Here is a 26,644-nt window from a genome sequence, read left to right on the forward strand (position 1 = left end):
CCCCTTTAAAATATGTATAAAAATCCCGCTTAATACATTCGGGGAAAGGAGAAGGAAATCCTTTAAAGGGAATAGGAAAAATAAAAGACAAGATATCCTCATTACAACAGGGTACCTTGTCTTTTATTTTTTCTTTAATAATGTGTATGGATAATATAGAGCGTTTTTATTGTGCTTCTTTTTTCTATTTTTTATTGTGTATAAGGCAATTGCTGTACTTGCGATTACAATAATGGCTTTCTTCATATTCATTTACCCCTTTTTTATTGTTGGTTTAATTCTTGGCTAACTGCTTTTGCATCAACTAGAGCATGTAAAATCATTTTTACCATGTTCATCATATTCCTTCACTCCTTTTATAGTTCATTTAGTTCTTTTACAACTGCTTGTCCGTTCACTAATACCTCAAAGATTGCTTTTACGATTTCTTTCATCATGATCGTTTCCTCCTTTTATTTGGCTCTCTTGTTTACATCTTTATTGTATAGGGAGGCATCTTTTCGTACTATCGCTTTCCATTACGTGAACATAACAGTTTTGTAAGATTTGATGTCACTTATTGAAATGTTTAGTCTATCTTCATTATTTTCAGAAAAATGACTATTCAAACATGAAATGGGAAAGTATAATAAAGAAGTAAGTATTAAATTTCGTACGAAAGAGGTGAATGAGATGAAACGTTCTTTAGCTGCACGTGCCAAATTTTTAGATTATATCTATTTTTGTCGTGCGATTTTTCATGATGTAGTTGTTAACGGGATACGTCTGTCCTTTTTTAACAATTGCATAGTAGCTATTGAACGATAGAAATCTCTTCACCCATTTTTAATAAACGTGTGAAAAGGGAGCTATTTGGCTTCCTTTTTCTATGTCGAAAACCATGGGGAATGTTTCTTTCCCATGGTTTTTTATATTGAAAGGAGTACGGAAAATGACAATTTGTAGTGTAAATAATGTAACGAAATCTTTTGGTGGAAACATCATATTTGAAAATATATCGCTTGAAATAAAGAATGGTGAACGTGTTGGATTAGTTGGTCGTAATGGTAGTGGGAAGACAACAATCTTTCAGCTTCTAACTGGAATGGAAAGTTTAGATGCAGGAGCCATTCATATGAAGAAAGGTACACGTATTGGTCATGTAGCACAAATTCCGAAATTTGATGAGGGTATGACTGTATATGATGTATTGAGTTCGGCTTTTAAAGCAGAAAAGGAATTAGAAAGAGAAATGCGTACTTTAGAAAAAAATATGGCGGAAGAACGGGAACCGTCTGCTTTACAAAGGTTAATGGAGAGATACGGAGTAATTCAAGAAAAGTTTGCGTTTCTCGGTGGTTATGAAATAGAAGCGAATTTAATGAAGGTAGCAAATGGTCTACAGGTGACAGACCTATTTCCTCGATCATTTCTCGAGTTAAGTGGTGGGGAACAAACAAAAGTAAGCCTTGCATACATGCTATTGCAGAAACCAGATTTACTTCTATTAGATGAACCAACTAATCATTTAGATTTATTCGCCGTAGAATGGCTAGAGCAATTTTTAAAAGAATACAATGGAACGGTTATGGTCATTTCACATGATCGCTATTTCCTTGATGAAGTTGTAACGAAGATTTTTGATTTAGAAGATGGAGAGATTCACGTGTATCATACGAACTATTCTCGGTTTGTTGAAGAAAAGGAAGAACGGTTACTTCAGGAGTTTCAGGCTTATCAAGAACAGCAAAAGAAAATAAAGAAAATGAAAGAAGCAATTAAACGACTACGTGAATGGGCAAATCAGGCGAATCCTCCGAATGAAGGATTGCATAAGAGAGCGAGAAGTATGGAACGTGCACTGGAACGTATAGAGAAACTAAAGAAACCTATTTTAGAACGAAAACAAATGGGACTCCAGTTTGAAGGGAAAGAGAGAAGTGGGAAAGATGTTGTTGTAATGAAAGAAGTGAGTAAAGGATTTGCTGATCACCCTTTATTTAACGAAGCGAATTTACATGTTCGTTTTCAAGAGCGTGCGGCTATCGTCGGTCGTAATGGTACAGGAAAGACAACGCTACTAAAGTTATTATTAGAAGAAATAAAACCAGACGCTGGAGAAATCCGGATTGGTAGTAGTGTGAAAATTGGTTATTTATCACAACATGCGTACGGAAATATGAAGAGTAATGTATTAGAGGCTTTCAGGGAATACGTAGCTGTAACAGAGGGAGAAGCGAGACATATATTAGCTAAGTTTTTATTTTATGGTCCAGCGGTGTTTAAGAAAGTAACGCAATTGAGCGGTGGAGAAAAAATGAGGCTAAGACTTGCGCAACTTATGTATCAAGATATCAATTTTTTAATTTTAGATGAGCCGACAAACCATCTCGACATTGAATCAAGGGAAGTTTTAGAGGAAGCTCTTGAGCAATATAATGGAACGATTTTAGCTGTTTCACATGATCGTTATTTTTTAAATAAGTTATTTGAAAAGACGTATTGGATTGATGAGCATAAATTATTTGAGTTTGCAGGGAACTACGCATGGGCTCGTCAAAAGTGGGAAGAAAAGCTCGAGAAACAAGTAATAAAGCAACAACGCCAAGGAAGAAAAAGTATGGAAACAGCTCCTGTAAAAAAGAAAGAAGTTAGGAATGTTGAGGGTATTGAAACGGAGTTAATGCATGTAGAAGAGGATATATATATGCTTGAGTGTAAGATGGAACATGTAGTTGATGTTGAAATGCTGGAACAATTGTATGAAGAAAAAACGAAGAAAGAGTTGTTACGAGCGGAGTTATATAATGAGTTAGAGAATATTGTGGAGTAAAAAGTAGAAAGCGAATCCTTTCAGCTTTGCTGAAGGGATTCGCTTTTTTTATACTGATATTTTACTTTAAGAAAAAAATAAAAATTGTGTTTCACGTGAAACAGTAAATTTGATACATCTTTGTTCCGTAATTTACATAGATTGTAAAACATAAATGATATTAGGGGTTTTTTGGATCGATTACTTATTTCCCGAGACATAAGTATGTGAAACGGCGGATCAGGATTGAAAATAAAAAAGCAGAGTTACAGCTTTACGCGCTGAACTCTGCTTTCTTTTTGTGTCGTATCTTCCCTTGTTGAAATGATAATGGCGATCCCGAGCATAATAAAAAAAGCTAAAAAGAGGACGAACTTTGGGAAGAATGGGAATAGTAATAGAGCCCCGACTATCATAATTGTTAATAATACGTAGTGCAGGACGTATTGGAATAGGTTGTCCATGTTTTCGCCCCCTTTTTGGTAATTGGTTATTAGTATTCTATGTTTCATACTGAACGAATAGAAGTGAATTTTTAATTTTTTAATACGAAATAAAAGAGAACGATTGACATGTTTAAAGGAAAGGAATAATCTTGAAATTAATTCATACTATTCTTATATGAAAAATAAAGATAGTTACAGGGAGGAGGCCTATGTCCCTGCATCGATAAAAATTAGGAAGGTAAAGGTGAGAGGGCAATGAAAAATGCTTTTAAAGGAGCACTTGCTACATTTCTTAGTGTGTCAGTATTACTAGCTGGATGTGGTCAAGAGGAAGCAAGTACAAATGAAGCCGGGAACGTACTAAAAGTAAAGGATGAATTTATTAAGGCGAGCGACAAATCAAAAAGTCCTACAAAAGTAAATGAAAGAAAAGATACTTTTGTAGTTGGAATGCCGAGCCCTGGAGGGATATTCCTTCCGCACTTTATGGAGAATGGATGGGATGGTAATATAACGCAAGCTATATTTGCGCCTCTCGTTGGACTGGATAAGGAAGGGAAACCAATTCCCATTTTGGCGAAGAGGTGGGATATTTCGGAGGATCAGCTTACATATACATTCCATTTGAAAGATGATTTGAAGTTTAGTGATGGTACACAGTTAACTGCGGAGGATGTAGCATTTACATTAACGTTATTACATGATCCAACTTATAGTGGTGCAACTGATATAAGCCAAACAGCAATAAAAGGTGGGCAAGCATATAAAGAAGGAAAAGCGAATTCTATTGAGGGAATTCAAGTCATTGATCCGAAAACAATTACGATTACGACTGAAAAGGTAAATGCTCAAACGCTATCATTAATCGGTGGAGAAGTTATATCTAAAGCGTATTACGGGAAAGAGTATAAACAAGGACACTTGGAGTATTTAAAAGAGTTGTATGGGAAGCCGGTGGGAGCAGGAGCTTATAAGTTAGATAAATATATTCCTGGTCAAGAGGTTCGATTTTTAGCAAATGAAAATTATTTTGAAGGAAAACCGAAGATTGAGCACTTTATTTATAAAATTACAAAGGGTGATACGAAGTTACAACAATTTCAAGCAGGAGAAGTAGATTATGATGGTTTTACGACAAACGTGGAGACCATTGAGCAATTAAAAGATTTAGGTTTTGCTAATATTAATGTGTATACAGGAAGCTCTTATGGCTACATTAAAATGAATTATAAGAAGCCATACTTTAAAGATAAACGTGTCCGCCAAGCATTTATTTACGGATTAGAGCGTCAAAAGGTTATTGATACGTATTTCCAAGGATATGCGTCACTCGTTAATGTACCGATTACGCCAGTTTCATGGGCGTATACAGAAGAGGGCATTAATAAATATGAGTATAATTTAGAGAAGGCGAAGAAATTACTGGATGAGGCTGGATGGAAAGCAGGTTCGGATGGGATTCGTGAAAAAGATGGACAAAAATTGAAAGTAAGTTATTTTGCCTCATCAGCAAGTAAAATAAATGATGTAATGATTCCTGTGATGAAAGAAGATTATAAAAAGCTTGGTGTAGAGTTTAACCCAGAATATATGGACTTTAATACAATGATTTCGAAAGTGATAAAAGGTGATTATGATTTAGCGATGGTATCTACGCCAATGATTGATGATCCGAGCGGAACGATTGAAGAGTTTGTTTCAACAAGTAAACGAAATTATGATGGATATTATAATCCGAAAGTAGATGAATTAGCTAAGCAAGCAGTAGAAACGTTGGATATTGAAAAGCGAAAAGAAATTTATAAAAAGTTATATCAAGAGTTAAGCGAAGACCCACCTGTAATCTTCTTGAATAATAGCAAAGTGGTGTCTGCACATCATGCACGAATTCAAGGATTACAAGAAGATAACTATAACGGTATTTTATTAAGTTTACCTAAATTAAAGATAGAATAATAATTTTTAAAAAATTCTTAAAATATTTATTTAGAAAGAATTGACAAAATATAACGGACGATATAAGCTAATAACCATAAAGTCTACCGGAAAGGTCGGAATAGGATTGTTACCCCTCAAAAACATCTATTTTTTTTACGATTAAAACCGACTTTTCCGATTGGCTATAAATGTGCTGTGGGAGGCATACATAAGCTAATAAGTTCGAAGGGTATAACTATTAAACAGTTAGGGTGGGGACAATGAAGAAAAAGACAAAAAAATGGGCTGGTGTATTTTCTGTATTACTGAGTAGTTCGCTTGTGTTATCTGCTTGTGGGGGACAGGAGGATACGGCTTCTACAGAACCGGTTAAACAACAAGATTTAAAAAATATAAAAGTTGAAAAAATTGCGGCTACAGATAAGACGAAAGTACCTGATAAGGCAAAAAATAGAAAAGATACGTTTATTTCTGGTATCTCAAAGCCTGGGGGAGTTTTCTTACCTTACTTTCAAGAGAACGGTTGGGATGGCAATGTGACATCGGTTATTTTTGCTTCCCTTGTTACAACAGATAAACAAGGAAAACCTATACCAGATCTTGCTGAGAAGTGGGATGTTTCTTCAGACCAATTAACATATACATTTCATTTACGCAAAGACTTGAAATTTAGTGATGGATCGCCATTAACCGCTGACGATGTAGCATTTACATTATCACTTCTACATGATAAAGCGTATGAAGGCGGAGATGATATTTCACAATATGCAATTAAAGGTGGAAAGGAATATAAAGAAGGAAAAGCAACGTCTATTGAAGGAATTCAAGTTGTGGATCCACAAACAATTAAAATTACGACCGAAAAAGTTAACTCACAAGCGCTAATTGCTTTAGGTGGTCCAGTATTATCGAAAGCTTATTATGGAAAAGAGTATAAACAAAATACTAGTTTAGATTATTTAAAAGAGTTATATGGAAAACCGATAGCTGCGGGTCCATATAAGTTTGAAAAGTATATCCCAGGACAGGAAGTTCGTTTTACAGCAAATGAAAATTATTATGCAGGTAAACCAAAAATCCAAAACTTTATTTATAAGATTACTTCACCGGATACAAAATTCCAATTATTCCAAACAGGTGAGATAGATTATACAGGAGTAGGCTACGGGGATGAAATTTTAGAACAAGTGAAGAGTTTGCAGTTTGCAAATGTTGAAATAGAGACAGCTGCTTCATTTAGTTATATAAGAATGAATAGTAAAAAACCGTATTTAAAAGATAAGAAAGTTCGTCAAGCTCTTATTTATGGATTGGATCGTAAAAAATATGTAGATACAGCTTTGAAAGGATACGGTACGGTAGCAAATGTTCCAATACATCCAACATCTTGGGCTTATACAGAAGAGGGTATTAATAAGTACGAATATAACTTAGATAAGGCGAAGAAATTATTAGATGAAGCTGGATGGAAAGCTGGTTCAGACGGAATTCGTGAAAAAGATGGTCAAAAACTTAAATTAACGTATTATGGTGCAAGCTCAGCAAAAGAAGGTGATTTATTTATTCCGATAGCAAAAGAGAACTATAAAGAATTAGGTGTTGAGTTCAATCCTGAATTTATGGATTTTAATACGATGCTGTCAAAAGTGAAAAAAGGCGATTATGATTTAGCTTCTGTTGCAACACCAATTACAACAGATCCAAGTGAAACTGTAAGTGGTTACTCCTCGGAAGGTGATGATAATACCCTAGGTTATAAAAACGAAAAAGTAGATGAATTAATTAAAAAAGGAATTGAAACTGTAGATATTGAGAAACGTAAACCAATTTACAAAGAACTGTACAAAGAACTAAGTGATGATCCGCCAGTAATTTTATTAAATTATCGTAGAATCATCACAGCTTACAATGGAAACATTAAAGGAATTGATCCTGAGAAGTATGACAGTATTAGTTCGAACTCGCCAGTATTATCTATTGAAAAATAACGAGAAGAATGTATAAGTAGAAGACATTTTTTCATTCGGCTAGTAATATGCTGATTCGAAAAAATGTTCTTCTATTTTAAGCATAAGATTGGAGAGAAAAAGGGTGAAAACGTATATCGTTCGTAGGTTGTTACAAATGATTCCTACACTTTTGGGAACGTCAGTTGTTATTTTTTTCCTGTTCGCGCTTCTTCCAGGAGATTATATTGATTCGAATCCTAAGATTACACCGCAAAGGGCGGCAGAGCTTCGGGAATTGTATGGATTAAATAAGCCAATTGTTGAGCGCTATTTTCATTGGTTAGGTAATGCGTTACAAGGGGACTTTGGTTTTTCACTTCAATATCAAGAACCTGTAACATCATTATTAAATAAATTTATTTGGAATTCTTTTAGTGTAGCAATTATTGCATTGTTTTTCATTTGGCTAATTGCACTTATTATCGGTGTATTTTCAGCGACAAAACAACATTCTTTATTCGATAAGCTTGTAACAATTGGTATCTTTGCAGCGATGTCATTTCCTTCATTTTTTATAGGTCTGTTTCTAATTAAGGTGTTCGCAGTTGATCTTAAGTTATTGCCAATAGGTGGAATGATTGATGTTGGTAGTAATTCAACCGGATTCGCTTATGTGATTGAAGTTGCAAAGCATATGGTTTTACCGGTATTTATTTTGACTCTTCTTGGAGTAGGTTCATTAACTCGTTATTTTAGAACGAGTATGTTAGAGGTTGTAAGACAAGATTACATACGAACAGCACGAGCAAAAGGGTTAAAAGAGAAGACTGTTATTTATAAGCATGCATTAAAAAATGCCATTTTACCGGCTATTACATTGCTTGCGTTTGAGTTACCTGGATTGTTTTCTGGGGCAATTATTATTGAACAAATTTTTAACTGGCCAGGGATTGGTGGTATTCAATTAGAAGCACTAAATTTCCGTGATTATACAGTATTGATGGCATTTACGATGTTTCTTTCTTGTTTAACAATCGTTTCAAATTTTTTCGCAGATATCGTATATGCAGTTGTTGATCCACGAATTCGGTTGAAGTAAGGGGGGAACGAGATGGAAACTGTTACAGCGATTACAGAGAAGAAAGAAAAAAAGAGGAGAAAAAATGAATCATCGCCATGGCGACAAGCTATTAAACGGATAAAGAGAAATAAGATGGCACTCGTAGGATTGTATGCATTAATTTTTATGTTTTTATTTTGTTTTATCGGTCCGTTCTTTTCACCATATGCATCAGGGAAAATACAAGTTGCGTTAATTAACAAACCACCTAGTTTTTCTCATTGGCTCGGTACAGATCAATTAGGAAGAGATATTTTAACGAGACTTATGCAAGCGGGACGAATTTCATTAACAATTGGCTTAGCTTCAATGGTTTTATCAGTAATATTAGGAGCTGTATTAGGGGCTATCGCAGGTTTTTATCGTGGTATTGTTGATAATATTATTATGCGTCTTGCCGATATTTTAATGTCAATGCCAGGATTACCGTTACTTATTATAATGGGGGCGATTTTATCAGAGTGGAAAGTACCGTCTGATTATCGTCTGTATGTCATTATGATTATTTTAAGTTTAGTAGGTTGGCCGGGGCTTGCACGTCTTGTCAGAGGTCAAATTTTATCACTTAGAGAGCAAGCGTTTATGCAAGCTGCTGATGTGCTAGGAATAAAAGATTACCGAAAAATTATCTATCACTTAATTCCTAATGTTTTACCGATATTAATTGTTGTATCCACATTAGGCGTTGCAGGTTCTATTTTAGGGGAATCCGCACTAAGTTACTTAGGTCTCGGCGTCGTCCCACCTACACCATCATGGGGGAATATGATTAGCGCAGCTAACTCATTAATTGATTTCCAAAAGCGACCGTGGTTATGGATTCCGCCTGGTTTCGCAATCTTTATAACAGTTGTATCAATTAATTTACTTGGTGATGCACTTCGTGATGCGTTAGATCCAAAGATGAGACGGTAGGTGAGAAGGTATGAGTAAAGCGGTAGTAGAGCTGAAAGACTTACAAACACACTTTCAGACAGAAGAAGGAACAGTAAAGGCTGTGAATCATGTTAGTTTTACAGTTCGAGAAGGTGAAACGGTTTGTGTTGTAGGCGAATCGGGTTGCGGGAAAAGTGTAACAGCCTTATCTATTATGGGACTTATTGCTGAATCAGGCAGTGTAGTAGGTGGAGATATCTTATATGAAGGAAAAAGTCTTTTAGGAATGAAAGAGAAAGAGCTTCGTAGTTTACGAGGAAATGATATTGCGATGATTTTCCAAGAACCGATGACATCGCTAAATCCTGTCTTCACTGTAGGTGAACAAATTGTAGAGACGTTAAGAGAGCATGAATTACTTAGCAAAAATGAAGCGTATAAGAAGGCGATTGAGTTAATTCGTAAAGTTGGTATAGCTCGTGCGGATGAAATCGTCCATTCTTATCCGCACGAACTGAGTGGTGGCATGTTACAACGTATTATGATTGCTGTTGCACTTAGTTGTAATCCGAAGTTACTAATTGCCGATGAGCCAACAACGGCTCTTGATGTTACGATTCAAGCTCAAATATTGGACTTATTAAGACAAGTAAAAGAGGAATTTAAAACATCAATTTTATTAATTACACATGATTTAGGTGTTGTAGCAGAAATGGCTGATTACGTTGTCGTTATGTATGGTGGGAAAGTTATTGAAGAAGCACCAGTACTAGAAATATTCCAAAATCCGAAACACCCGTATACGAAAGGGTTGTTGAAATCAAAACCAGTGATGGGAAAACGAATAGATAAACTATATTCTATTCCAGGGCAAGTTCCTAATTTAGTCGGTTTGGATGAATTTTGCTACTTTAGCGGTCGTTGTGAGCATTGTATGGAAATATGTAAAGAAGAAGCACCGAATCTAAATGTACATGATGAGAATCATAAAGTAGCTTGCTGGTTATATGAGGAGCGTGCGGGACAATGAGTGAACCATTATTAGAAGTAAAAAACTTAAAAACATATTTCCCAATTAAAGGCGGCATATTTAGTAGAACGATTGGACATGTGAAAGCAGTTGATGGAGTAAGTTTTACTATTAATAAAGGCGAAGTGTTCGGTCTCGTTGGTGAATCAGGAAGCGGAAAAACGACGATAGGAAAAACAATTTTACGTCTCGTTCAAAAAACGGAGGGAGAAGTGAAGTTTAAAGGACACGATGTTCATTCTCTATCAAAAGAGGAATTGAGAAAACATCGTCCTAATATGCAGCTTGTGTTTCAAGATCCATTTAGCTCATTAAATCCGAGAATGAGAATTGGAGAAGCACTTGGCGAGCCGATGTTGGCTCACGGACTAGCGACGAAAGAAAATGTTCGTGAAAAAGTGACAGAAGTATTAGAGTTATGTGGCTTAGCCCCATATCATATTGACCGGTATCCTCATGAGTTTTCTGGTGGACAACGTCAGCGTATCGTTATCGCAAGAGCTATGGTATTAAATCCGGAATTTATAGTAGCTGACGAACCTGTGGCAGCACTAGATGTATCTATTCAAGCGCAGATCATTAATTTATTTAGTGAGTTACAGGAGAAAAAGGGACTATCTTATTTGTTCATTTCACATGATTTAAGCGTAGTAGAGCACTTATGTACGAAAATTGGAATTATGTATTTAGGAACGATTGTGGAAACAGCGCCGCGTGATGAGTTATTTACGAACCCACTGCATCCGTATACAAAAGCATTGTTATCAGCTGTGCCAATACCAGATCCAACAGTGAAGCGAGAGCGGATTATACTAGAGGGTGATATTCCAAGTCCAGCAAATCCACCTTCGGGTTGTCGCTTTCATACACGTTGCCCGTTTGCAACAGATATTTGTAAACAAACGGTACCAGAATTCCGTAATGTTGGTGAAGAGCATTTTGTTGCTTGTCATCATGTATAAAAGAAAAGGACCCTTTCAAATCGAAAGAGTCCTTTTTTTATTTACTAGATGAAGTTTGTTTCAATACAAATTTCTCTATTGCGTGAGCAACACCATGCTCATTATTTGTTAATGTTACGACATCACATAGTTTTTTTACATCTTCTTCAGCATTTCCCATTGCAACTGATAAGCCAGCTACTTGTAACATTGGCACATCATTAAAGTTGTCCCCGATCGCAATAGTATCTTCAATTGGTATATTGAAATAAGCAGCCATTTCTTGTAGACCGTTCCCTTTATGACCATGCTTATCCATAATTTCTACATTAGTAGGAGCTGATGCCGTAACTGAAATATCAGTGTCTTCTTGTAACATGCTTAATAGCTGTGCACGATGCGCTGCATTAAATGTCAAAATGAAGAATTTAGATATCTCTAATTCTGGATTATTTACAACATCTTCGATTTTTTGGAAATCAGTAATTAAGTTTGATTTCTTTTGTTTTTCTGTAATTCTTTCAAGTTCTTCAAGTGTAACATCTAGTGCATGCTTATTTTCTTCGAACGCTTGCATGACTTGATCTTGCCATGTATATGGAGAATAAACTCCTTTATTCGTATATAGCTTATAAGGAAAACCTTCAGATTCTAGTAATTTTGCAAGCTTGTATACTTTATCGTTTTGTAAACAACGCGAGTTAATTACTTTTCCATCCACATAAACAATTGCCCCATTGCTCGCTCCAACTGGAAGAGATAGTTTATATTCTTCCAATAATTTTAAAGCATCCTCTTTTGCACGACCAGAACAAATCATGACTATATGACCAGCCTCTTTTGCGGTTTGGATAGCTTGTAAGTTCTCTTTGGAGATTTCAAGATTAGATGATAGTAGCGTACCATCCATATCTAATGCGATTAATTTCAAAATGACCACCTCTTTGCTTTTATTATACATAGTTATATAGAGGAAACATATAAACTTATCTTGGAAAGATCGTATTTTATCTCGCGTGAACCGTCAGTAAAAATTTGATAGGCGCCATCTTATTACTTTGAATATGCACTTTAATTTGTAATAAAAATAGAGGTAGGTATGAAGGTGTTTCGTTATATGACTGTAATATTACAATAACATTACAAACGTCAACTTAGTAGAAAGTGCATTAAAACAGGGTTTTCAAGGGTGTTTATAAAAAAACGTAAAAAAAGTGTAATAAAATTTACGTAATTATATTGCAACGTAACAATAGTTATGTTACATTAATGTTACAAACGTTACGTTAATAACTTTAATGTAACGCTAACATAAAAACTATGAAATAAACATTTCTTAGAAATTACATATAGATAACTTATTAAAAAGGAGGATACATAAAATGAAAGAGCAAGTATTACAAGTAACAAAAGGTGACTTCGTAGGATCAGCAAGTGGAGCAGTAGTATTAACAGCGTTAATCGTATTTCTATCAAGTGTATTAGTATAATAGAAGTTTTGTAACAAAAGAAAAAAGAGAGGAGAATGAAAGATATGAAAGAGCAAGTATTACAAGTAACAAAAGGTGACTTCGTAGGATCAGCAAGTGGAGCAGTAGTGTTAACGGCATTAATCGTATTTCTATCAAGTGTATTAGTATAATAGAAGTTTTGTAACAAAAGAAAAAAGAGAGGAGAATGAAAGATATGAAAGAGCAAGTATTACAAGTAACAAAAGGTGACTTCGTAGGATCAGCAAGTGGAGCAGTAGTATTAACGGCATTAATCGTATTTCTATCAAGTGTATTAGTATAATAGAAGTTTTAAATCATACAAAATGAAAGGAGAATGAGGAATATGAACAGTGAACAAGTGTTACAAGTAACAAAAACAGATTTATTAGGATCATTAGGTGGAGCGGTAGTATTAACATCATTTATTTTATTCCTTGCAAATGTATTAGTATGAGACATATAAATACAATCATTCAAAAAAAATAAAGACTCTAGCATATTAGTAAGTAGTTAATATGTTGGGGTCTTTTTTGTTTTCCTCTCATATATATCTTCAAGTATTAATATTCCCTCCGTCATGTAAAGAGAAAAAAGTCGAATTTTATATGTAAGAAAAAAAGAGGAATTTGACAGAAAAGATAGAAAATTTTAAAGGTCAGAATTTGTTAGCTTGCTAACTAATTTCTATTAATCGATGTTGGAAGCGTTTTCGGTTGGTTTAAGTATGGACCATTTAATCTATTTACAGGGGGATGAGGATTTTATGAAACAAAAATCTATGGATACGCTAGCTGCACAAATGGAGGACTTTTTTCCGGTACGTGATGTAGATCATTTGGAATTTTACGTAGGAAATGCAAAGCAATCAAGTTATTACCTTGCGAGAGCATTCGGTTTCAAAATTGTGGCTTACTCTGGATTAGAAACTGGTAACCGTGAAAAGGTATCTTATGTTCTTGTGCAAAAAAATATGCGTTTTGTTGTGTCTGGAGCTTTAAGTAGCGATAATCGTATCGCAGAATTTGTAAAGACACATGGTGATGGTGTAAAAGATGTTGCTTTACTTGTTGACGATGTTGACAAAGCATACTCGGAAGCTGTGAAACGTGGTGCCGTCGCGATTGCTCCACCTGTGGAATTAACAGACGAGAACGGTACATTGAAAAAAGCAGTTATTGGTACGTATGGTGATACAATTCACACGCTTGTAGAGCGTAAAAATTATAAAGGAACATTTATGCCAGGATTCCAACAGGTGGAGTTTAATATTCCGTTTGAAGAGTCAGGTTTAATTGCTGTAGACCACGTAGTTGGTAATGTTGAGAAAATGGAAGAATGGGTTAGCTATTATGAGAATGTTATGGGCTTTAAACAAATGATTCATTTTGATGATGACGATATTAGTACAGAGTATTCAGCATTAATGTCGAAAGTTATGACAAATGGAAGTCGTATTAAGTTCCCTATTAACGAGCCAGCAGATGGCAAGAGAAAATCGCAAATTCAAGAATATCTAGAATTCTATAATGGAGCAGGTGTACAACATCTTGCTTTATTAACAAGCGATATCGTTAAAACAGTGGAAGCGCTTCGTGAAAATGGCGTGGAGTTTTTAGATACACCTGATACTTATTATGATGAGTTAAGTGCGCGAGTTGGGAAAATTGATGAAGAAATTGATAGGTTAAAAGAATTAAAGATTTTAGTAGATCGCGATGAGGAAGGATACTTACTACAAATCTTTACGAAACCAATTGTAGATCGTCCAACTTTATTTATTGAAATTATTCAACGTAAAGGTTCTCGCGGATTTGGAGAAGGGAACTTTAAAGCATTATTTGAATCAATTGAAAGAGAACAGGAACGTCGCGGAAACTTATAAGATTTGTATCCACCAGCAGAAATCTCTTTGCTGGTGGAAATTTCATTTTTATAGGGAGGAATCATGATGAAATTTGTTACATTTCGTCTTCCTTCGAAAGAAATGCGAGCTGGATGGCTTGAAGGTGACAAAGTAATTGATATGAATCTTGCTAGTGATGGAAAATTACCTTCTTCTATGTTCGCCTTTTTAGAGAAAGCGGATGAGTATGTAGAAGTATTGCGTAATATAGAGAATCCAGAAAAGGGTATATATTCCTTAGAGGAAGTGCAATTAGCGGCGGCAATTCCTAATCCGAGTAGTATTCGGGATTTTTACGCGTTTGAACAGCATGTAAAAACGGCCCGCGGCCGGAGAGGGCTAGATGTTGTACCTGAATGGTACGATATTCCGGTTTTTTATTTTACGAACCATCGTGCTGTAATTGGTCCGGATGATTTTGTAATTGGTCCGAAGAAATCTAAAAAGCTTGATTATGAGTTAGAGATCGCTTGCGTAATTGGGAAAGAAGGAAGAAATATTTCTCGTGAGCAAGCAGAGGAATACATTTTTGGTTATTGCATTATGAACGACTGGAGTGCAAGGGATTTACAAGCAACAGAAATGAAGGTAGGACTTGGTCCAGCAAAAGGAAAAGATTTTGCAACTTCATTAGGAGCGCACCTTGTTACGAAAGAGGAATTGGATGTTTATCGTAACGGTGACCGTTATGAGTTAGAGATGACTGCTCATGTAAATGGAAAGCTATTATCAAAGGGGAACTTCCAAGATATTTACTATACATTTGCTGAAATGATTGAACGTGCTTCGGAAGACGTTACGTTATATCCAGGCGATGTGATTGGTTCTGGGACAGTAGGAACAGGTTGTGTTTTAGAACTGGGTACGGAAGAGTGGCTGCAAGATGGGGATGTTGTAGAACTTACGATTACTGGTTTAGGTACGTTACGTAATACGGTCAAAAAAGAAATGGAAGCAGGTGATGGGCATGTTTTATCGTCACATGGGGGAGCTACCTCATAAACGACATGTACAATTCCGTAAAAAAGATGGGTCGCTTTATCGCGAACAGGTAATGGGAACAAAAGGTTTTTCTGGTACGCAATCTATTTTGTACCATCATTATATGCCAACGGAAGTAGGTCATGCGGCATTATCTCATTCTTGTCAGTTGCAGTATGAAGAAGATGTAGCTCTTGCTCATCGTCATTTTCGCACAAAAGAAAATAAAAAAACTGGCGATGCAGTAAGCGGAAGGAATTTTATGCTTGGGAATGAGGATTTATTAATTGGAGTAGTGGCTCCAACAGAAAAAATGGACTATTTCTACCGTAACGGTGATGGTGATGAAATGTTATTTGTTCATTACGGAACAGGGAAAATTGAAACGATGTTTGGAACGATTCACTATCGAAAAGGTGATTATGTAACAATCCCAATTGGAACGATTTATCGTGTTATTCCAGATGAAGGAGAGACTAAGTTTCTCGTTGTAGAGGCAAATAGTCAAATCACAACGCCGCGTCGCTATCGGAATGAATATGGACAATTGTTAGAGCATAGTCCGTTTTGTGAGAGAGATATTCGTGGTCCTGAAAAATTAGAGACGTATGATGAAAAAGGTGAGTTTGTCGTAATGACAAAGTCGCGAGGGTATATGCATAAACATGTTTTAGGGCACCATCCGTTAGATGTTGTTGGTTGGGATGGCTATTTATATCCGTGGGTCTTTAATGTAGAGGACTTTGAACCAATCACAGGTCGTATTCATCAGCCACCTCCAGTACATCAAACGTTCGAAGGTCACAATTTCGTTATTTGTTCTTTCGTACCACGTTTATACGACTATCATCCAGAATCTATTCCGGCACCATATTATCATAGTAACGTGAATAGTGATGAAGTACTGTACTATGTAGAAGGAAACTTTATGAGCCGGAAAGGTGTGGAAGAAGGTTCTATTACACTTCATCCGAGCGGAATTCCTCATGGGCCGCATCCTGGGAAAACAGAGGGAAGTATAGGGAAGAAAGAAACACTTGAACTAGCTGTTATGATAGACACGTTCCGTCCGCTTCGTATTGTAAAGCAAGCACATGAAACAGAAGATGAAAAATATATGTATAGCTGGATTGAAGAAGGTTCACATACTGTGAAATAGGTAAAAAGAGGCATGCTCAATAAGTGAGCATGCCTCTTTTGTGGAATCGACATGTATAATAATACCAAAAAAAATTACGGAAAGATATATAGAAACAACGATAAGGATATTGTATGTTCCGAAAGATTTCTACTTATTTCGACAAAAGTATTGACTGGGGAAAGTGCAATGAGTAAAATAAAAAAGCGAATTAAAAATTTTCAGAAAATTTAAAACTTGGAGGAGCATGCTATGAAGCAAATTTTTCAAAAGAAGCCTATTGCAAAGCTAATGCAAGAGAGTAAGCAAAAGACGTTAGCAAGAACATTGGGTGCATTGGATTTAACTATGCTTGGAATCGGGGCAATTGTTGGAACAGGTATTTTTGTTCTAACGGGCGTGGTAGCAGCAAAACATTCTGGACCAGCTATTATATTATCATTTGCGATAGCCGCTTTAGCCTGTGCCTTTGCTGCATTTTGTTATGCTGAATTCGCTTCTTCAGTTCCTGTCTCAGGCAGTGTGTATACGTACACATATGCGACGATGGGAGAGGTATTCGCATTTTTAATTGGATGGGACTTAATGCTTGAGTATTTACTCGCTACATCTGCTGTAGCAAACGGTTGGTCCGCTTATTTTCAATCTTTATTAAAGGGATTTGGGATCCATATTCCTACCATTCTCTCCTCGGCCCCTGGTACAGGAAAGGGTGGAATAATTGATTTGCCTGCGGTTCTAATTATTTTAGTGATGACAGTTCTTTTATCTAGAGGTGTTCGTGAAAGTGCACGAATAAATAACATTATGGTGTTTATTAAATTAGCGGTTGTTCTCATATTTATCTTTGCTGGTTTTAATTATGTAAAACCTGAAAATTGGACACCTTTTATGCCGTTTGGCTTAGATGGTGTAATGGCTGGAGCTGCTACAGTGTTCTTTGCATTCATAGGGTTTGATGCAGTTTCAACGGCAGCAGAAGAAGTGAAACGTCCACAACGTGATTTACCAATTGGCATTATTGCATCTTTATTAATTTGTACAGTTCTTTATATTGTTGTTTCACTTATTTTGACAGGAATTGTTCCATACGGACAGTTAAATATATCAGATCCAGTTGCTTTTGCACTTCAATTTATTGGACAAGATAGTTTAGCGGGAGTAATTTCAGTAGGAGCAATTACAGGAATCACAACAGTAATGTTAGTTATGATGTATGGGCAAGTACGTGTTTCGTATGCAATGAGTAGAGATGGATTATTGCCGAAGCGCCTTGCTAAAGTCCATCCAAAATTTAAAACACCATTTTTAAATACATGGACAACAGGAATTATTGCAGCACTTATTTCAGGATTAATAGATTTAAATGTGTTAGCGCATCTTGTAAATATGGGGACTTTATCAGCCTTTGCACTTGTAGCTGTCGCTGTTATTGTAATGAGAAGAACTCATCCTGATTTACCAAGAGCGTTTAAGGCACCGCTTGTACCATTTTTACCAGCATTAACGGTGATTTTTTGTTTATATTTAATGCTTCAGTTATCCGGAACTGCTTGGATTAGTTTTGGGGTATGGATGGTTATCGGTATTGCGGTTTACTTCTTATATAGCCGAAAACATAGTGCTTTAAATAATAGTAAAGACGAAGAAGATGCAGCAAATTTATAAGTTGAAAAATCCATTCTAATTCCGTTAGGATGGATTTTTTGTTCTGAAAATTTACATTTTTCTGATTGTGTATATAATATAATTGTTGGGGAACTGAGGGGGGGAATGTATGAAAAATACGTGGCGTGAGTTAAGGGAGATGGACCGAAACATATGGATTCGGTTTATTGGCGAAACGTTAAATGGAATTGCAATGATGATGTTGATGCCTTTTTTTGCACTATATTTAAAAGATAAGGTGGATTCGTTATTGGAAGTAGGGGTTATTATGGCACTTTCTCCGATTGCCGCAAGTTTCGGTTCTCTTCTTGGTGGGAGGATTGCTGATATATATGGAAGAAAGCCAATAATGATTTTTTCAATGGTGAGTAATGCTTTGTTCATGCTAGGTTTTTTATTTATAGAAGGATTTATTCCTTATGCTATTTTATCTATTTTTTTAGGGCTCAGTAATTCATTATTCCATCCCGCTGCATCAGCAATGGTTGCGGATGTAACAGCACCTGAAAAAAGAACCGAGGCATATGGTTTATTGCGGATGGGGCACAATATAGGTGCTGCAATTGGCCCGATAATGGGTGCTTCAGTAGTTATGTTGTCGAAGAACCTTGTGTTTATTATTGCCTCGTCTACGATGTTATTTTATGCATTACTAGTATTCATCCTTATTCAAGAGACAATGCCAAAGAGCGCGAATAAAGAAGAAAATAAAGAAAAGGAATCAGGGGCGGTTTGGAAAATTGTAATGAGAGATAAGGCACTAATGATTTATTTGTTAGCAGGTATCATTATTTCGATGGGATTTTCTCAAACAGAAGGCATGTTGCCGCTGCACTTTGATAATGAAATGAAAGGCATTTTTGGAACTAACAATCCATATCCATATTTAATGGCTTTAAATGGACTATTAGTTGTGTTGTTCCAATTTCAAATTTCAAAATGGGCCACAGATAAACCTGTCGGAAAGACGATGTTATATGGTGCATGTTTGTTCGGAGTTGGTTTGTTCTTTATAGGATGGTTACCGAAGTGGTTTGGAGAATTTGATGCAAATGCTACGATTATTTTAATAACGTTGCTGTTCGTTTATGCCATATATACGTTAGGTGAGATGATTATGTCGCCTGTACAGATGACGTTTGTAGCGAATTTGGCCCCTGAGCACTTGAGAGGGACTTATATGGGAGCTGCCAGTTTGCAGTGGATTACAGGAGGCGCATTCGGTCCACTTCTTGGCGGTTTTTTATTGGATCGATTACTTGGCCACTTTCTATTTACAATTTTAGCTGTAGGATGTGTAGTTGCAGGTATTGTATATGTTTCTTTAGATCGTCTCGTTGAGCAAAGGCAAAAAGGCACACTGACCAAACAATCTTCTTAATGAGTAGATGACATACACAAAAAGGGGATTTCTACATATTTTAGGTACATAACTAGATTGGATTGCAATTTTATCCCGCTATTTGTGGGCAGTAAGACTTCCACCTCAAAATTCGGCGGGAGACAACTGCCCGATTGGTGCGGGCTGATAATTAGTGGGGATGGCCCCTCGTTAATTAAAGTTTCACTGTATTTTAGAATTTAATTTTGTATATTTATGAAGAAAGTTAAGTAGAAAAAGTATAGAAAACCAATAAGTGGTGTCATTTAATTATTTGTGGAAGTTACATTTTATTTCAAATAGGAACTACCTATTTTTATAAAAAGTGCTAAAATAGAAAAATGAAAACAATTGGTTAGGGTGATTTCAGTGACAAAAATTAAATTAGGTTTATTATATGGTGGAAAATCAGCTGAGCATCAAGTTTCGCTACAAACGGCTCTTGCTGCTATTAAAGCATTAAATCAAGATAAATTCGAGATTCATCCAATTTATATTACAGAACAAGGTCAATGGGTGCGCGGTGAGCGTATTGAAGGTGAAGTAACAGATGTTGAAGTTCTAAAAATGAGCGACGCAGAAAATGCGATTTCTCCGTTATCATTAAGCACAGAAATCATTCCATCTGCAGCTTCTGAGGAAAATGCTATCGACGTTATTTTCCCATTATTACATGGACCAAATGGTGAAGATGGAACGGTTCAAGGATTATTAGAATTAATGAACATTCCTTATGTAGGAAATGGTGTTCTAGCATCTGCTGCTGGTATGGATAAAGTTGTTATGAAAAACATCTTCGCAGAAGCTGGATTGAAACAAGCGAAGTATGCATCGTTTATTCGTAGTGCATGGGAAAAAGATTGTGAAACAGCATATGAAAAAGTAGAAGAAGTTTTAGGATATCCTTGCTTCGTAAAACCAGCAAACCTTGGTTCAAGTGTTGGTATTAATAAGTGTAAAAATCGTGAAGAGCTTGAGAATGCATTTGAAGAGGCATTCCAATTTGACCGTAAAATTATTGTAGAAGAAAATATCGTTGGACGTGAAGTAGAAGTTGGTGTACTAGGTAATGATGAACCGAAATGTTCAGTTGTAGGTGAAATCGTACCGAAAAAGGACTTCTATGATTATAAGTCGAAATATATCGATGGTGATACAGCGTTAATTATTCCAGCTGAAATGACAGAAGAAGAGTCTAATGTCATTAAGCGAGATGCGATTATTGCATTCCAATCGTTAGATAGTGCTGGCTTAACAAGAGCTGATTTCTTCTTAACGAAAGATGGAGAAGTATATATTAACGAAGTGAATACGATGCCAGGGTTTACGCCGTTTAGTATGTTCCCTCTACTATGGCAACATACTGGATTACCGTATCCGGAATTAATTGAAGAGCTAATTCGTTTAGCGATTGAGCGTCACGAAGAAAAACAAAAAATTAAATATACAATCTAACAAAAAAGGAGGAAGCACTATTCGCAGGAATAGTGCTTCCTCTATGTAAGGAGTGTTCTCATGATAAATCGAACGTTAAAACAAGTAGAACAGATGGTAAATGGTACGGGATTAGCAGAGCAATATGAGGGAATTACTATACAAGGAGTGTCTATTGATACGAGAAAAATCGAAAAAGGCAACCTATATGTTCCGATTCAAGGTGAACGTTTCGATGGACACGCTTTTGTAGATAAAGCCGTTGAAAATGGAGCTGTGGCGACATTATGGATGAAAGATGTAGCAAATCCACCTGAGAATCTTCCCGTTATTTTTGTAGAAGACACGCTATCGGCATTACAAATGTTAGCGAAAAACTATCGCGATCAATTGGATGTGAAAGTTATTGGTGTGACAGGGAGTAATGGTAAAACATCTACAAAAGATATTGTAACAAGTCTTCTTTCGACTAAATTCAAAGTTCAAAAAACAGAAGGAAACTTCAATAACCATATTGGGTTACCTCTTACTATTTTAAACTTAGAAGAAAATACAGAAGTAGCTGTATTAGAGATGGGTATGTCGAGCCGAGGAGAAATTGAATTCTTATCTAAGTTAGCACGTCCAAATGCAGCTATCATTACGAACATCGGTGAGGCACATTTAATGGATTTAGGCTCTCGTGAAGCAATTGCTGAAGCGAAATTAGAAATTGTGACAGGATTACAAGAAGGTGGAGTATTCGTATATAACGGAGATGAGCCATTATTAACAAATCGTGTTCCTGAAATGAATTTAATAGCTGAAACAGTTACATTTGGTGATGCTAGAGCAAATGATTATTATCCAACTACTGTAGCATTACAGGCGACTGGGACACATTTTAAAATGAATAGAGATGAAAATATTTCATTCTACTTACCAGTATTGGGGAAACATAATGTGTATAATACGCTTGCTTCAATGGCAATTGCGAAACATTTTGGTGTAACATGGGAAGAAATGAAACAAGGTTTAGTAACACTTCAAATGACGGGCATGCGTATGGAAATTGTAAAAACGGATAGTGGATTAACAATTATTAATGATGCTTATAATGCAAGTCCGACAGCTATGGAAGCAGCATTCCACTTAATGAACGGTTTAGATGGATTTGCTAAGAAGATCGTTGTACTCGGTGATATGTTAGAGCTTGGAAATCAAGAAGTACAGTTTCATTATGAAGTCGGTAAATTAATCGATCCAGCAAAAATTGCATATGTGTTCACGTATGGTAAATTAGGGGCTCAAATTGCTGAAGGAGCGAAAATTAATTTCCCTATTGAGCGTGTAAAAGCGTATGATAATAAAGAAGAGCTAGTAAAAGAGTTACAAGCAGTAGTTGATGTGAAAGATGTTGTATTAATAAAAGCATCTCGTGGCATGAAATTGGAAGAAGTAATTACGATGTTGAAATAATTGGTGTATATAAATAGGGATGATAGATGCGAAAATAGAAGAAACTTATAATAAGCGCTTACAGTAAATATAAAAAAATAAAAGTGAAGAAAAAAACTCTGAATATGAAAATAAGGTAACAGTTGGGTTTGCTTTTTGCACATACAAAACTTATAATTGATAAAGTGTAATAACGTTTAGAAGTATTTTCGCGAAGAATATACGCCCGTTTATATACGTGAGCATTCAGGAAAAGGGCTTTTCCGCAAATTCGGAAAACGCCTTTTTTTAAATGATAAGTATAGGATAGAAAAGGAGAAGTAACATTGACAACATTTCGAGAATTAGGATTAAGTGAGTCTTTACTACAATCTGTTGAAAGTATGGGCTTTGAAGAGGCTACGCCGATTCAAGCTGAAACAATTCCACATGCATTGCAAGGTAAGGATATTATTGGGCAAGCGCAAACAGGTACAGGGAAAACAGCAGCATTCGGATTACCACTATTAGATAAAGTGGATACAAATAAAGAAGCAGTTCAAGGTATTGTTATCGCGCCAACGCGTGAATTAGCAATTCAAGTTGGAGAAGAGCTGTACAAAATTGGTAAACATAAACGCGTTCGTATTTTACCAATCTATGGTGGTCAAGATATTAACCGCCAAATTCGTGCTCTAAAAAAACACCCACACATTATTGTTGGTACGCCGGGTCGTATTTTAGATCATATTAACCGTAAAACACTTCGCTTACAAAACGTAGAGACAGTTGTTCTTGACGAAGCGGATGAAATGTTAAACATGGGCTTCATTGAAGATATTGAAGCGATTTTAACAGATGTGCCAGATACACATCAAACATTATTATTCTCAGCGACAATGCCAGATCCAATCCGTCGTATTGCTGAGCGTTTCATGACTGAGCCTCAACACATTAAAGTAAAAGCAAAAGAAGTAACAATGCCAAACATTCAGCAGTTCTATTTAGAAGTGCAAGAAAAGAAAAAGTTTGACGTGTTAACACGCTTATTAGATATTCAATCTCCAGAGCTTGCAATCGTATTCGGTCGTACAAAGCGTCGTGTTGATGAATTATCAGAAGCATTAAACTTACGTGGTTATGCAGCAGAAGGTATTCACGGTGACTTAACACAAGCGAAGCGTATGTCTGTATTACGTAAATTTAAAGAAGGTGCTATTGAAGTTCTTGTTGCAACAGACGTTGCTGCACGTGGTCTTGATATTTCAGGCGTAACACATGTATATAACTTCGATATCCCACAAGATCCAGAATCATACGTTCACCGTATCGGTCGTACTGGCCGTGCAGGTAAAAAAGGTATTGCAATGTTATTTGTAACACCACGTGAATCAGGACAATTAAAAAATATCGAGCGCACTACAAAACGTAAAGTTGATCGTATGGAAGCACCGACACTTGACGAGGCATTAGAAGGTCAACAACGTTTAATCGCTGAAAAACTTCAAAGCACAATTGAAAATGATAATTTATCATACTACAAGCGTATTGCAGAAGAAATGTTAGAAGAGAATGATTCTGTAACAGTAGTAGCTGCTGCTTTAAAAATGATGACAAAAGAGCCAGATACAACTCCAATCGCTTTAACGTCAGAACCACCAGTTGTTTCAAGAGGTGGCGGTTCTAAAAAACGCGGCGGTAACGGAGGCGGATACCGTGATGGTAACCGTAATCGTAGTCGTGACGGACGCGGCGGTGGCGATGGTCGTAACCGTGATCGCAATCGTGATGGTGGTAGCCGTGGTGGCGATGGCCGTAACCGTGATCGCAATCGTGATGGTGGTAGCCGTGGTCGTAAAGGTGAAGGTCAAGGTCGCCCTGGATCTTCAAATGGACGTGGCGAAAGAAAACATCATAGCCGTCCACAAGCTTAATAAAAAAAGAGAATGCCCTTTGTTGGCATTCTCTTTTTTTATTTCTGTAATTGTACATACTACATAATAACTTGTGTAGAAAAGAGGTGTTACATGCTTGTAAGACTTGGGTATGTTGCGATGAGTGTACATTTAAAGAATGCATCTCCATCTCAAACGATGACATATGCGCAGTTTCAACGAATTGATGATCGGGAGGCTGCAATTCGTAAACTCGAAAGAATTGCTAATTCGAATTTAGAAAATTGTTTACGGTTATTAAAGCATAATAAAGGGCATGATATATCTTTCTTTCGGCTTAGTTCCAAACTTGTTCCTTTGGCGAATCATGAGGAGTTGTTAGAGTGGAACTATATTCGCCCCTTGAAAGAAAATTTAAAAGTGCTAGGTGATTACGCTATTCGAATGAATATGCGTATTGATTTTCATCCAGATCATTTTGTTGTGCTGAATTCACCTGAGAAGAATATTTTTAAACAATCTGTAAAGACATTGCAGATGCATAAAAAATTATTAAAAGGTATGGGAATTGCACATAAGCAACGATGCGTATTACATGTGGGTGGAGGTTATAACGATAAGGAACTCGCATTAGAACGATTTATAGAAAATTGGTCAAGTGTTCCAAGAAGTATCCAAGAGATGATCATATTAGAAAATGATGATACGACTTTTTCTTTAGAAGAAACATTGTATTTAGGTGAAAAATTAGATGTTCCAGTCGTGTTTGATTTGCATCACCATATGATGAATAATGATCGAGAAGATTGGCATGAAGATTGGGCGCGTGTTGTACATACGTGGGAATCGTCTTTGTTACCAGTGAAAATGCACATTTCTAGTCCTAGAGAGGGAAAAGACCCGAGAGCACATGCGGACTTTATTAATGTAGATACTTTTTTATCTTTTTTAAAAAAGATAAAGGGAAGTGTTTCGCAAATTGATTGTATGATTGAGGCGAAGAAGAAGGATGAGTCTTTATTTCAATTAATGAGAGATTTAAGTAAACAAACAGATGTAGAAATTGTCGATGGTGCGAGCTTTTATATTAAATAAGCTCTGCACCATCGGATTTTTTTGTTAATAAAGGGGTGCAAATACCGCCAATGATTAATCCTGTTAAATGGCTTATAGGGTTAGCAGAGGGATTGAAGAAAGTGAATAGTAGTAATATACATATCATGATTGAAAAAATAGCGATGTCTCTTGGATTGGGAGAACGATATCGACTATACAATAGAAATAATTGTGCACCTAGCAATCCGAAAATACCACCAGATGCCCCGGCATGAATATATTCAAGAGGCATAATGAGATAAGAAGAAATATTTCCAAGAATACCAGAAAGGAAAAAAATAATGATGAAAGAAAAGTGTCCTAGTTGTTTTTCAATAGAAGAGCCAAGCACAAATAAACAAATACTATTAGAAAGGAAATGTTGTAAGTCTACATGTACAAGTAAGGAAGTTATGAGACGCCACCATTCTCCTTTAGCGATATATTCATTGTAGGATGCCATAGGAAAAAGAAGGAAGTCGCTTGACATAATCATGACTAATTGTATGAGAAGTAAAGCGATGACGATTGGTTGTAAGGAAATGCGGGCAGAAGGTATTAGCATGTTGTGAGTATCACTCCTTTTGCATCAGAAAGATTCTCTGTTATTCTTACAATATGAAAAAAGAAAGCTAAATAGAAGAAGGGGATTTTGAAATGATTGTAGGGATTGGAATCGATATTATTGAATTGAATCGAATTGAAAAAATGCTAGATGGAAAACTTAAATTTATGGAGCGTATTTTAACTGAAAGTGAACGTAATGTTGCTAAGGAGCTGAAGGGAAGTCGCCTTACAGAGTTTGTAGCTGGAAGATTTGCAGCGAAAGAGGCGTATTCAAAAGCGGTAGGAACTGGTATTGGAAAAGAAGTAAGTTTTTTAGATATTGAAGTAAGGAATGATGATAGAGGTAAGCCGATTCTCGTTACAAGTACAGAGCATATTGTTCATTTATCAATTAGTCATAGTAAGGAATTTGCTGTTGCTCAAGTTGTTTTAGAAAGCTCGTCACGCTAGTCTGCATATTTTATATCTTTGTCTCATATATTTGATGTAGCGATAAGGAAGGTACATCTTCCATTCATTTATAGGGGCAAAGGGGCTGAAGTGATGAAAAGGCGTCTGTTTTTAGTTCTTGTCGGTTTATTA

Annotated in this window: 26 protein-coding genes; 22 read left to right on the plus strand and 4 right to left on the minus strand. The window is 36.1% G+C overall.

The genetic code is table 11. The annotated features are described in order from the left end of the window. Positions 1-123 precede the first annotated feature (123 nt). Entirely contained in the window at positions 124-252 is a 129-nt protein-coding gene (locus J0835_RS01220; RefSeq protein WP_002096919.1) for a hypothetical protein, read from the minus strand. A gap of 420 nt (positions 253-672) precedes the next feature. On the opposite strand from J0835_RS01220, the gene J0835_RS01225 reads away from it, so the two are divergent. Beyond that, positions 673-807, plus strand: coding sequence for an RAxF-45 family protein (locus J0835_RS01225; protein WP_046956655.1), 135 nt, complete (start codon positions 673-675; stop codon positions 805-807). Positions 808-931: 124 nt separating this feature from the next. Then, positions 932-2,812 (plus strand): ribosomal protection-like ABC-F family protein, encoded by a 1,881-nt coding sequence (gene abc-f, locus J0835_RS01230; RefSeq protein ID WP_087979176.1) that lies wholly within the window; start codon positions 932-934, stop codon positions 2,810-2,812. Between the two features lie 245 nt (positions 2,813-3,057). Here abc-f and J0835_RS01235 read toward each other — a convergent pair whose 3' ends face one another. Further along, a complete protein-coding gene (locus J0835_RS01235; protein WP_000369259.1) occupies positions 3,058-3,255 on the minus strand; it encodes a hypothetical protein in 198 nt (65 codons plus the stop codon). 237 nt (positions 3,256-3,492) lie between these two features. On the opposite strand from J0835_RS01235, the gene J0835_RS01240 reads away from it, so the two are divergent. The 6 genes from J0835_RS01240 (at position 3,493) to J0835_RS01265 (ending at position 11,112) form a co-directional block, all read left to right on the plus strand. Then, positions 3,493-5,193 (plus strand): ABC transporter substrate-binding protein, encoded by a 1,701-nt coding sequence (locus tag J0835_RS01240; RefSeq protein ID WP_087979177.1) that lies wholly within the window; start codon positions 3,493-3,495, stop codon positions 5,191-5,193. Positions 5,194-5,435: 242 nt separating this feature from the next. Then, entirely contained in the window at positions 5,436-7,163 is a 1,728-nt protein-coding gene (locus J0835_RS01245; RefSeq protein ID WP_087979178.1) for an ABC transporter substrate-binding protein, read from the plus strand. A 103-nt stretch (positions 7,164-7,266) separates the two neighbouring features. Then, positions 7,267-8,223: an ABC transporter permease gene (locus J0835_RS01250; protein ID WP_046960200.1), complete on the plus strand. Its 957-nt coding sequence runs from the start codon at positions 7,267-7,269 to the stop codon at positions 8,221-8,223. A gap of 12 nt (positions 8,224-8,235) precedes the next feature. After that, on the plus strand, positions 8,236-9,159 hold the full coding sequence (gene opp4C / locus J0835_RS01255) for an oligopeptide ABC transporter permease (protein ID WP_000451061.1): 924 nt from the start codon (positions 8,236-8,238) through the stop codon (positions 9,157-9,159). 10 nt (positions 9,160-9,169) lie between these two features. Next, a complete protein-coding gene (locus tag J0835_RS01260; RefSeq protein WP_000030797.1) occupies positions 9,170-10,150 on the plus strand; it encodes an ABC transporter ATP-binding protein in 981 nt (326 codons plus the stop codon). Beyond that, a complete protein-coding gene (locus J0835_RS01265; protein WP_001294493.1) occupies positions 10,147-11,112 on the plus strand; it encodes an ABC transporter ATP-binding protein in 966 nt (321 codons plus the stop codon). Before J0835_RS01260 ends, J0835_RS01265 begins: the two co-directional genes overlap by 4 nt. Positions 11,113-11,149: 37 nt before the next feature. On the opposite strand, the gene J0835_RS01270 is transcribed toward J0835_RS01265, so the two are convergent. Then, the gene (locus J0835_RS01270; RefSeq protein WP_000766409.1) at positions 11,150-12,022 is read right to left on the minus strand and encodes a Cof-type HAD-IIB family hydrolase; all 873 of its coding nucleotides are present in this window, start codon (positions 12,020-12,022) and stop codon (positions 11,150-11,152) included. Between the two features lie 451 nt (positions 12,023-12,473). On the opposite strand from J0835_RS01270, the gene J0835_RS01275 reads away from it, so the two are divergent. The 13 genes from J0835_RS01275 (at position 12,474) to uvsE (ending at position 25,495) form a co-directional block, all read left to right on the plus strand. Further along, a complete protein-coding gene (locus J0835_RS01275) occupies positions 12,474-12,581 on the plus strand; it encodes a DUF3948 family protein (RefSeq protein ID WP_000664237.1) in 108 nt (35 codons plus the stop codon). A 35-nt stretch (positions 12,582-12,616) separates the two neighbouring features. Continuing rightward, on the plus strand, positions 12,617-12,733 hold the full coding sequence (locus tag J0835_RS01280; protein ID WP_000654250.1) for a DUF3948 family protein: 117 nt from the start codon (positions 12,617-12,619) through the stop codon (positions 12,731-12,733). 35 nt (positions 12,734-12,768) lie between these two features. Then, entirely contained in the window at positions 12,769-12,885 is a 117-nt protein-coding gene (locus J0835_RS01285) for a DUF3948 family protein (RefSeq protein WP_000654250.1), read from the plus strand. Positions 12,886-12,927: 42 nt separating this feature from the next. Beyond that, entirely contained in the window at positions 12,928-13,038 is a 111-nt protein-coding gene (locus J0835_RS01290) for a DUF3948 family protein (RefSeq protein WP_001083700.1), read from the plus strand. Between the two features lie 309 nt (positions 13,039-13,347). After that, positions 13,348-14,466, plus strand: a complete 1,119-nt coding sequence (hppD, locus tag J0835_RS01295; RefSeq protein WP_000810916.1) for a 4-hydroxyphenylpyruvate dioxygenase — start codon at positions 13,348-13,350, stop codon at positions 14,464-14,466. A 66-nt stretch (positions 14,467-14,532) separates the two neighbouring features. Further along, positions 14,533-15,489 (plus strand): fumarylacetoacetate hydrolase family protein, encoded by a 957-nt coding sequence (locus J0835_RS01300; protein ID WP_087979183.1) that lies wholly within the window; start codon positions 14,533-14,535, stop codon positions 15,487-15,489. Continuing rightward, entirely contained in the window at positions 15,455-16,627 is a 1,173-nt protein-coding gene (locus J0835_RS01305; RefSeq protein WP_000499910.1) for a homogentisate 1,2-dioxygenase, read from the plus strand. Before J0835_RS01300 ends, J0835_RS01305 begins: the two co-directional genes overlap by 35 nt. Positions 16,628-16,858: 231 nt before the next feature. Then, the gene (locus J0835_RS01310; protein WP_000809356.1) at positions 16,859-18,274 is read left to right on the plus strand and encodes an amino acid permease; all 1,416 of its coding nucleotides are present in this window, start codon (positions 16,859-16,861) and stop codon (positions 18,272-18,274) included. A gap of 109 nt (positions 18,275-18,383) precedes the next feature. After that, positions 18,384-19,655 carry an MDR family MFS transporter gene (locus J0835_RS01315; RefSeq protein ID WP_046956658.1) on the plus strand — a complete coding sequence of 424 codons (1,272 nt, stop codon included), beginning with the start codon at positions 18,384-18,386 and terminating at the stop codon, positions 19,653-19,655. 369 nt (positions 19,656-20,024) lie between these two features. Then, on the plus strand, positions 20,025-21,110 hold the full coding sequence (locus tag J0835_RS01320; protein WP_087979184.1) for a D-alanine--D-alanine ligase: 1,086 nt from the start codon (positions 20,025-20,027) through the stop codon (positions 21,108-21,110). A 60-nt stretch (positions 21,111-21,170) separates the two neighbouring features. After that, positions 21,171-22,547, plus strand: coding sequence for a UDP-N-acetylmuramoyl-tripeptide--D-alanyl-D-alanine ligase (gene murF, locus J0835_RS01325; RefSeq protein WP_087979185.1), 1,377 nt, complete (start codon positions 21,171-21,173; stop codon positions 22,545-22,547). 305 nt (positions 22,548-22,852) lie between these two features. Next, positions 22,853-24,439 carry a DEAD/DEAH box helicase gene (locus J0835_RS01330; protein WP_000206596.1) on the plus strand — a complete coding sequence of 529 codons (1,587 nt, stop codon included), beginning with the start codon at positions 22,853-22,855 and terminating at the stop codon, positions 24,437-24,439. Positions 24,440-24,532: 93 nt separating this feature from the next. Next, the gene (gene uvsE, locus J0835_RS01335; RefSeq protein WP_087979186.1) at positions 24,533-25,495 is read left to right on the plus strand and encodes a UV DNA damage repair endonuclease UvsE; all 963 of its coding nucleotides are present in this window, start codon (positions 24,533-24,535) and stop codon (positions 25,493-25,495) included. Here the strand turns inward: uvsE and J0835_RS01340 are convergent. Continuing rightward, positions 25,488-26,060 (minus strand): rhomboid family intramembrane serine protease, encoded by a 573-nt coding sequence (locus tag J0835_RS01340; RefSeq protein WP_087979187.1) that lies wholly within the window; start codon positions 26,058-26,060, stop codon positions 25,488-25,490. The genes uvsE and J0835_RS01340 overlap by 8 nt on opposite strands. Before the next feature lie 92 nt (positions 26,061-26,152). Here J0835_RS01340 and acpS point away from each other — a divergent pair, with 92 nt between their 5' ends. Further along, positions 26,153-26,512, plus strand: coding sequence for a holo-ACP synthase (gene acpS, locus J0835_RS01345; protein WP_000635044.1), 360 nt, complete (start codon positions 26,153-26,155; stop codon positions 26,510-26,512). Positions 26,513-26,644: the final 132 nt, after the last annotated feature.

Source organism: Bacillus cereus group sp. Sample62 (assembly GCF_036851315.1).
GTDB lineage: Bacteria > Bacillota > Bacilli > Bacillales > Bacillaceae_G > Bacillus_A > Bacillus_A wiedmannii.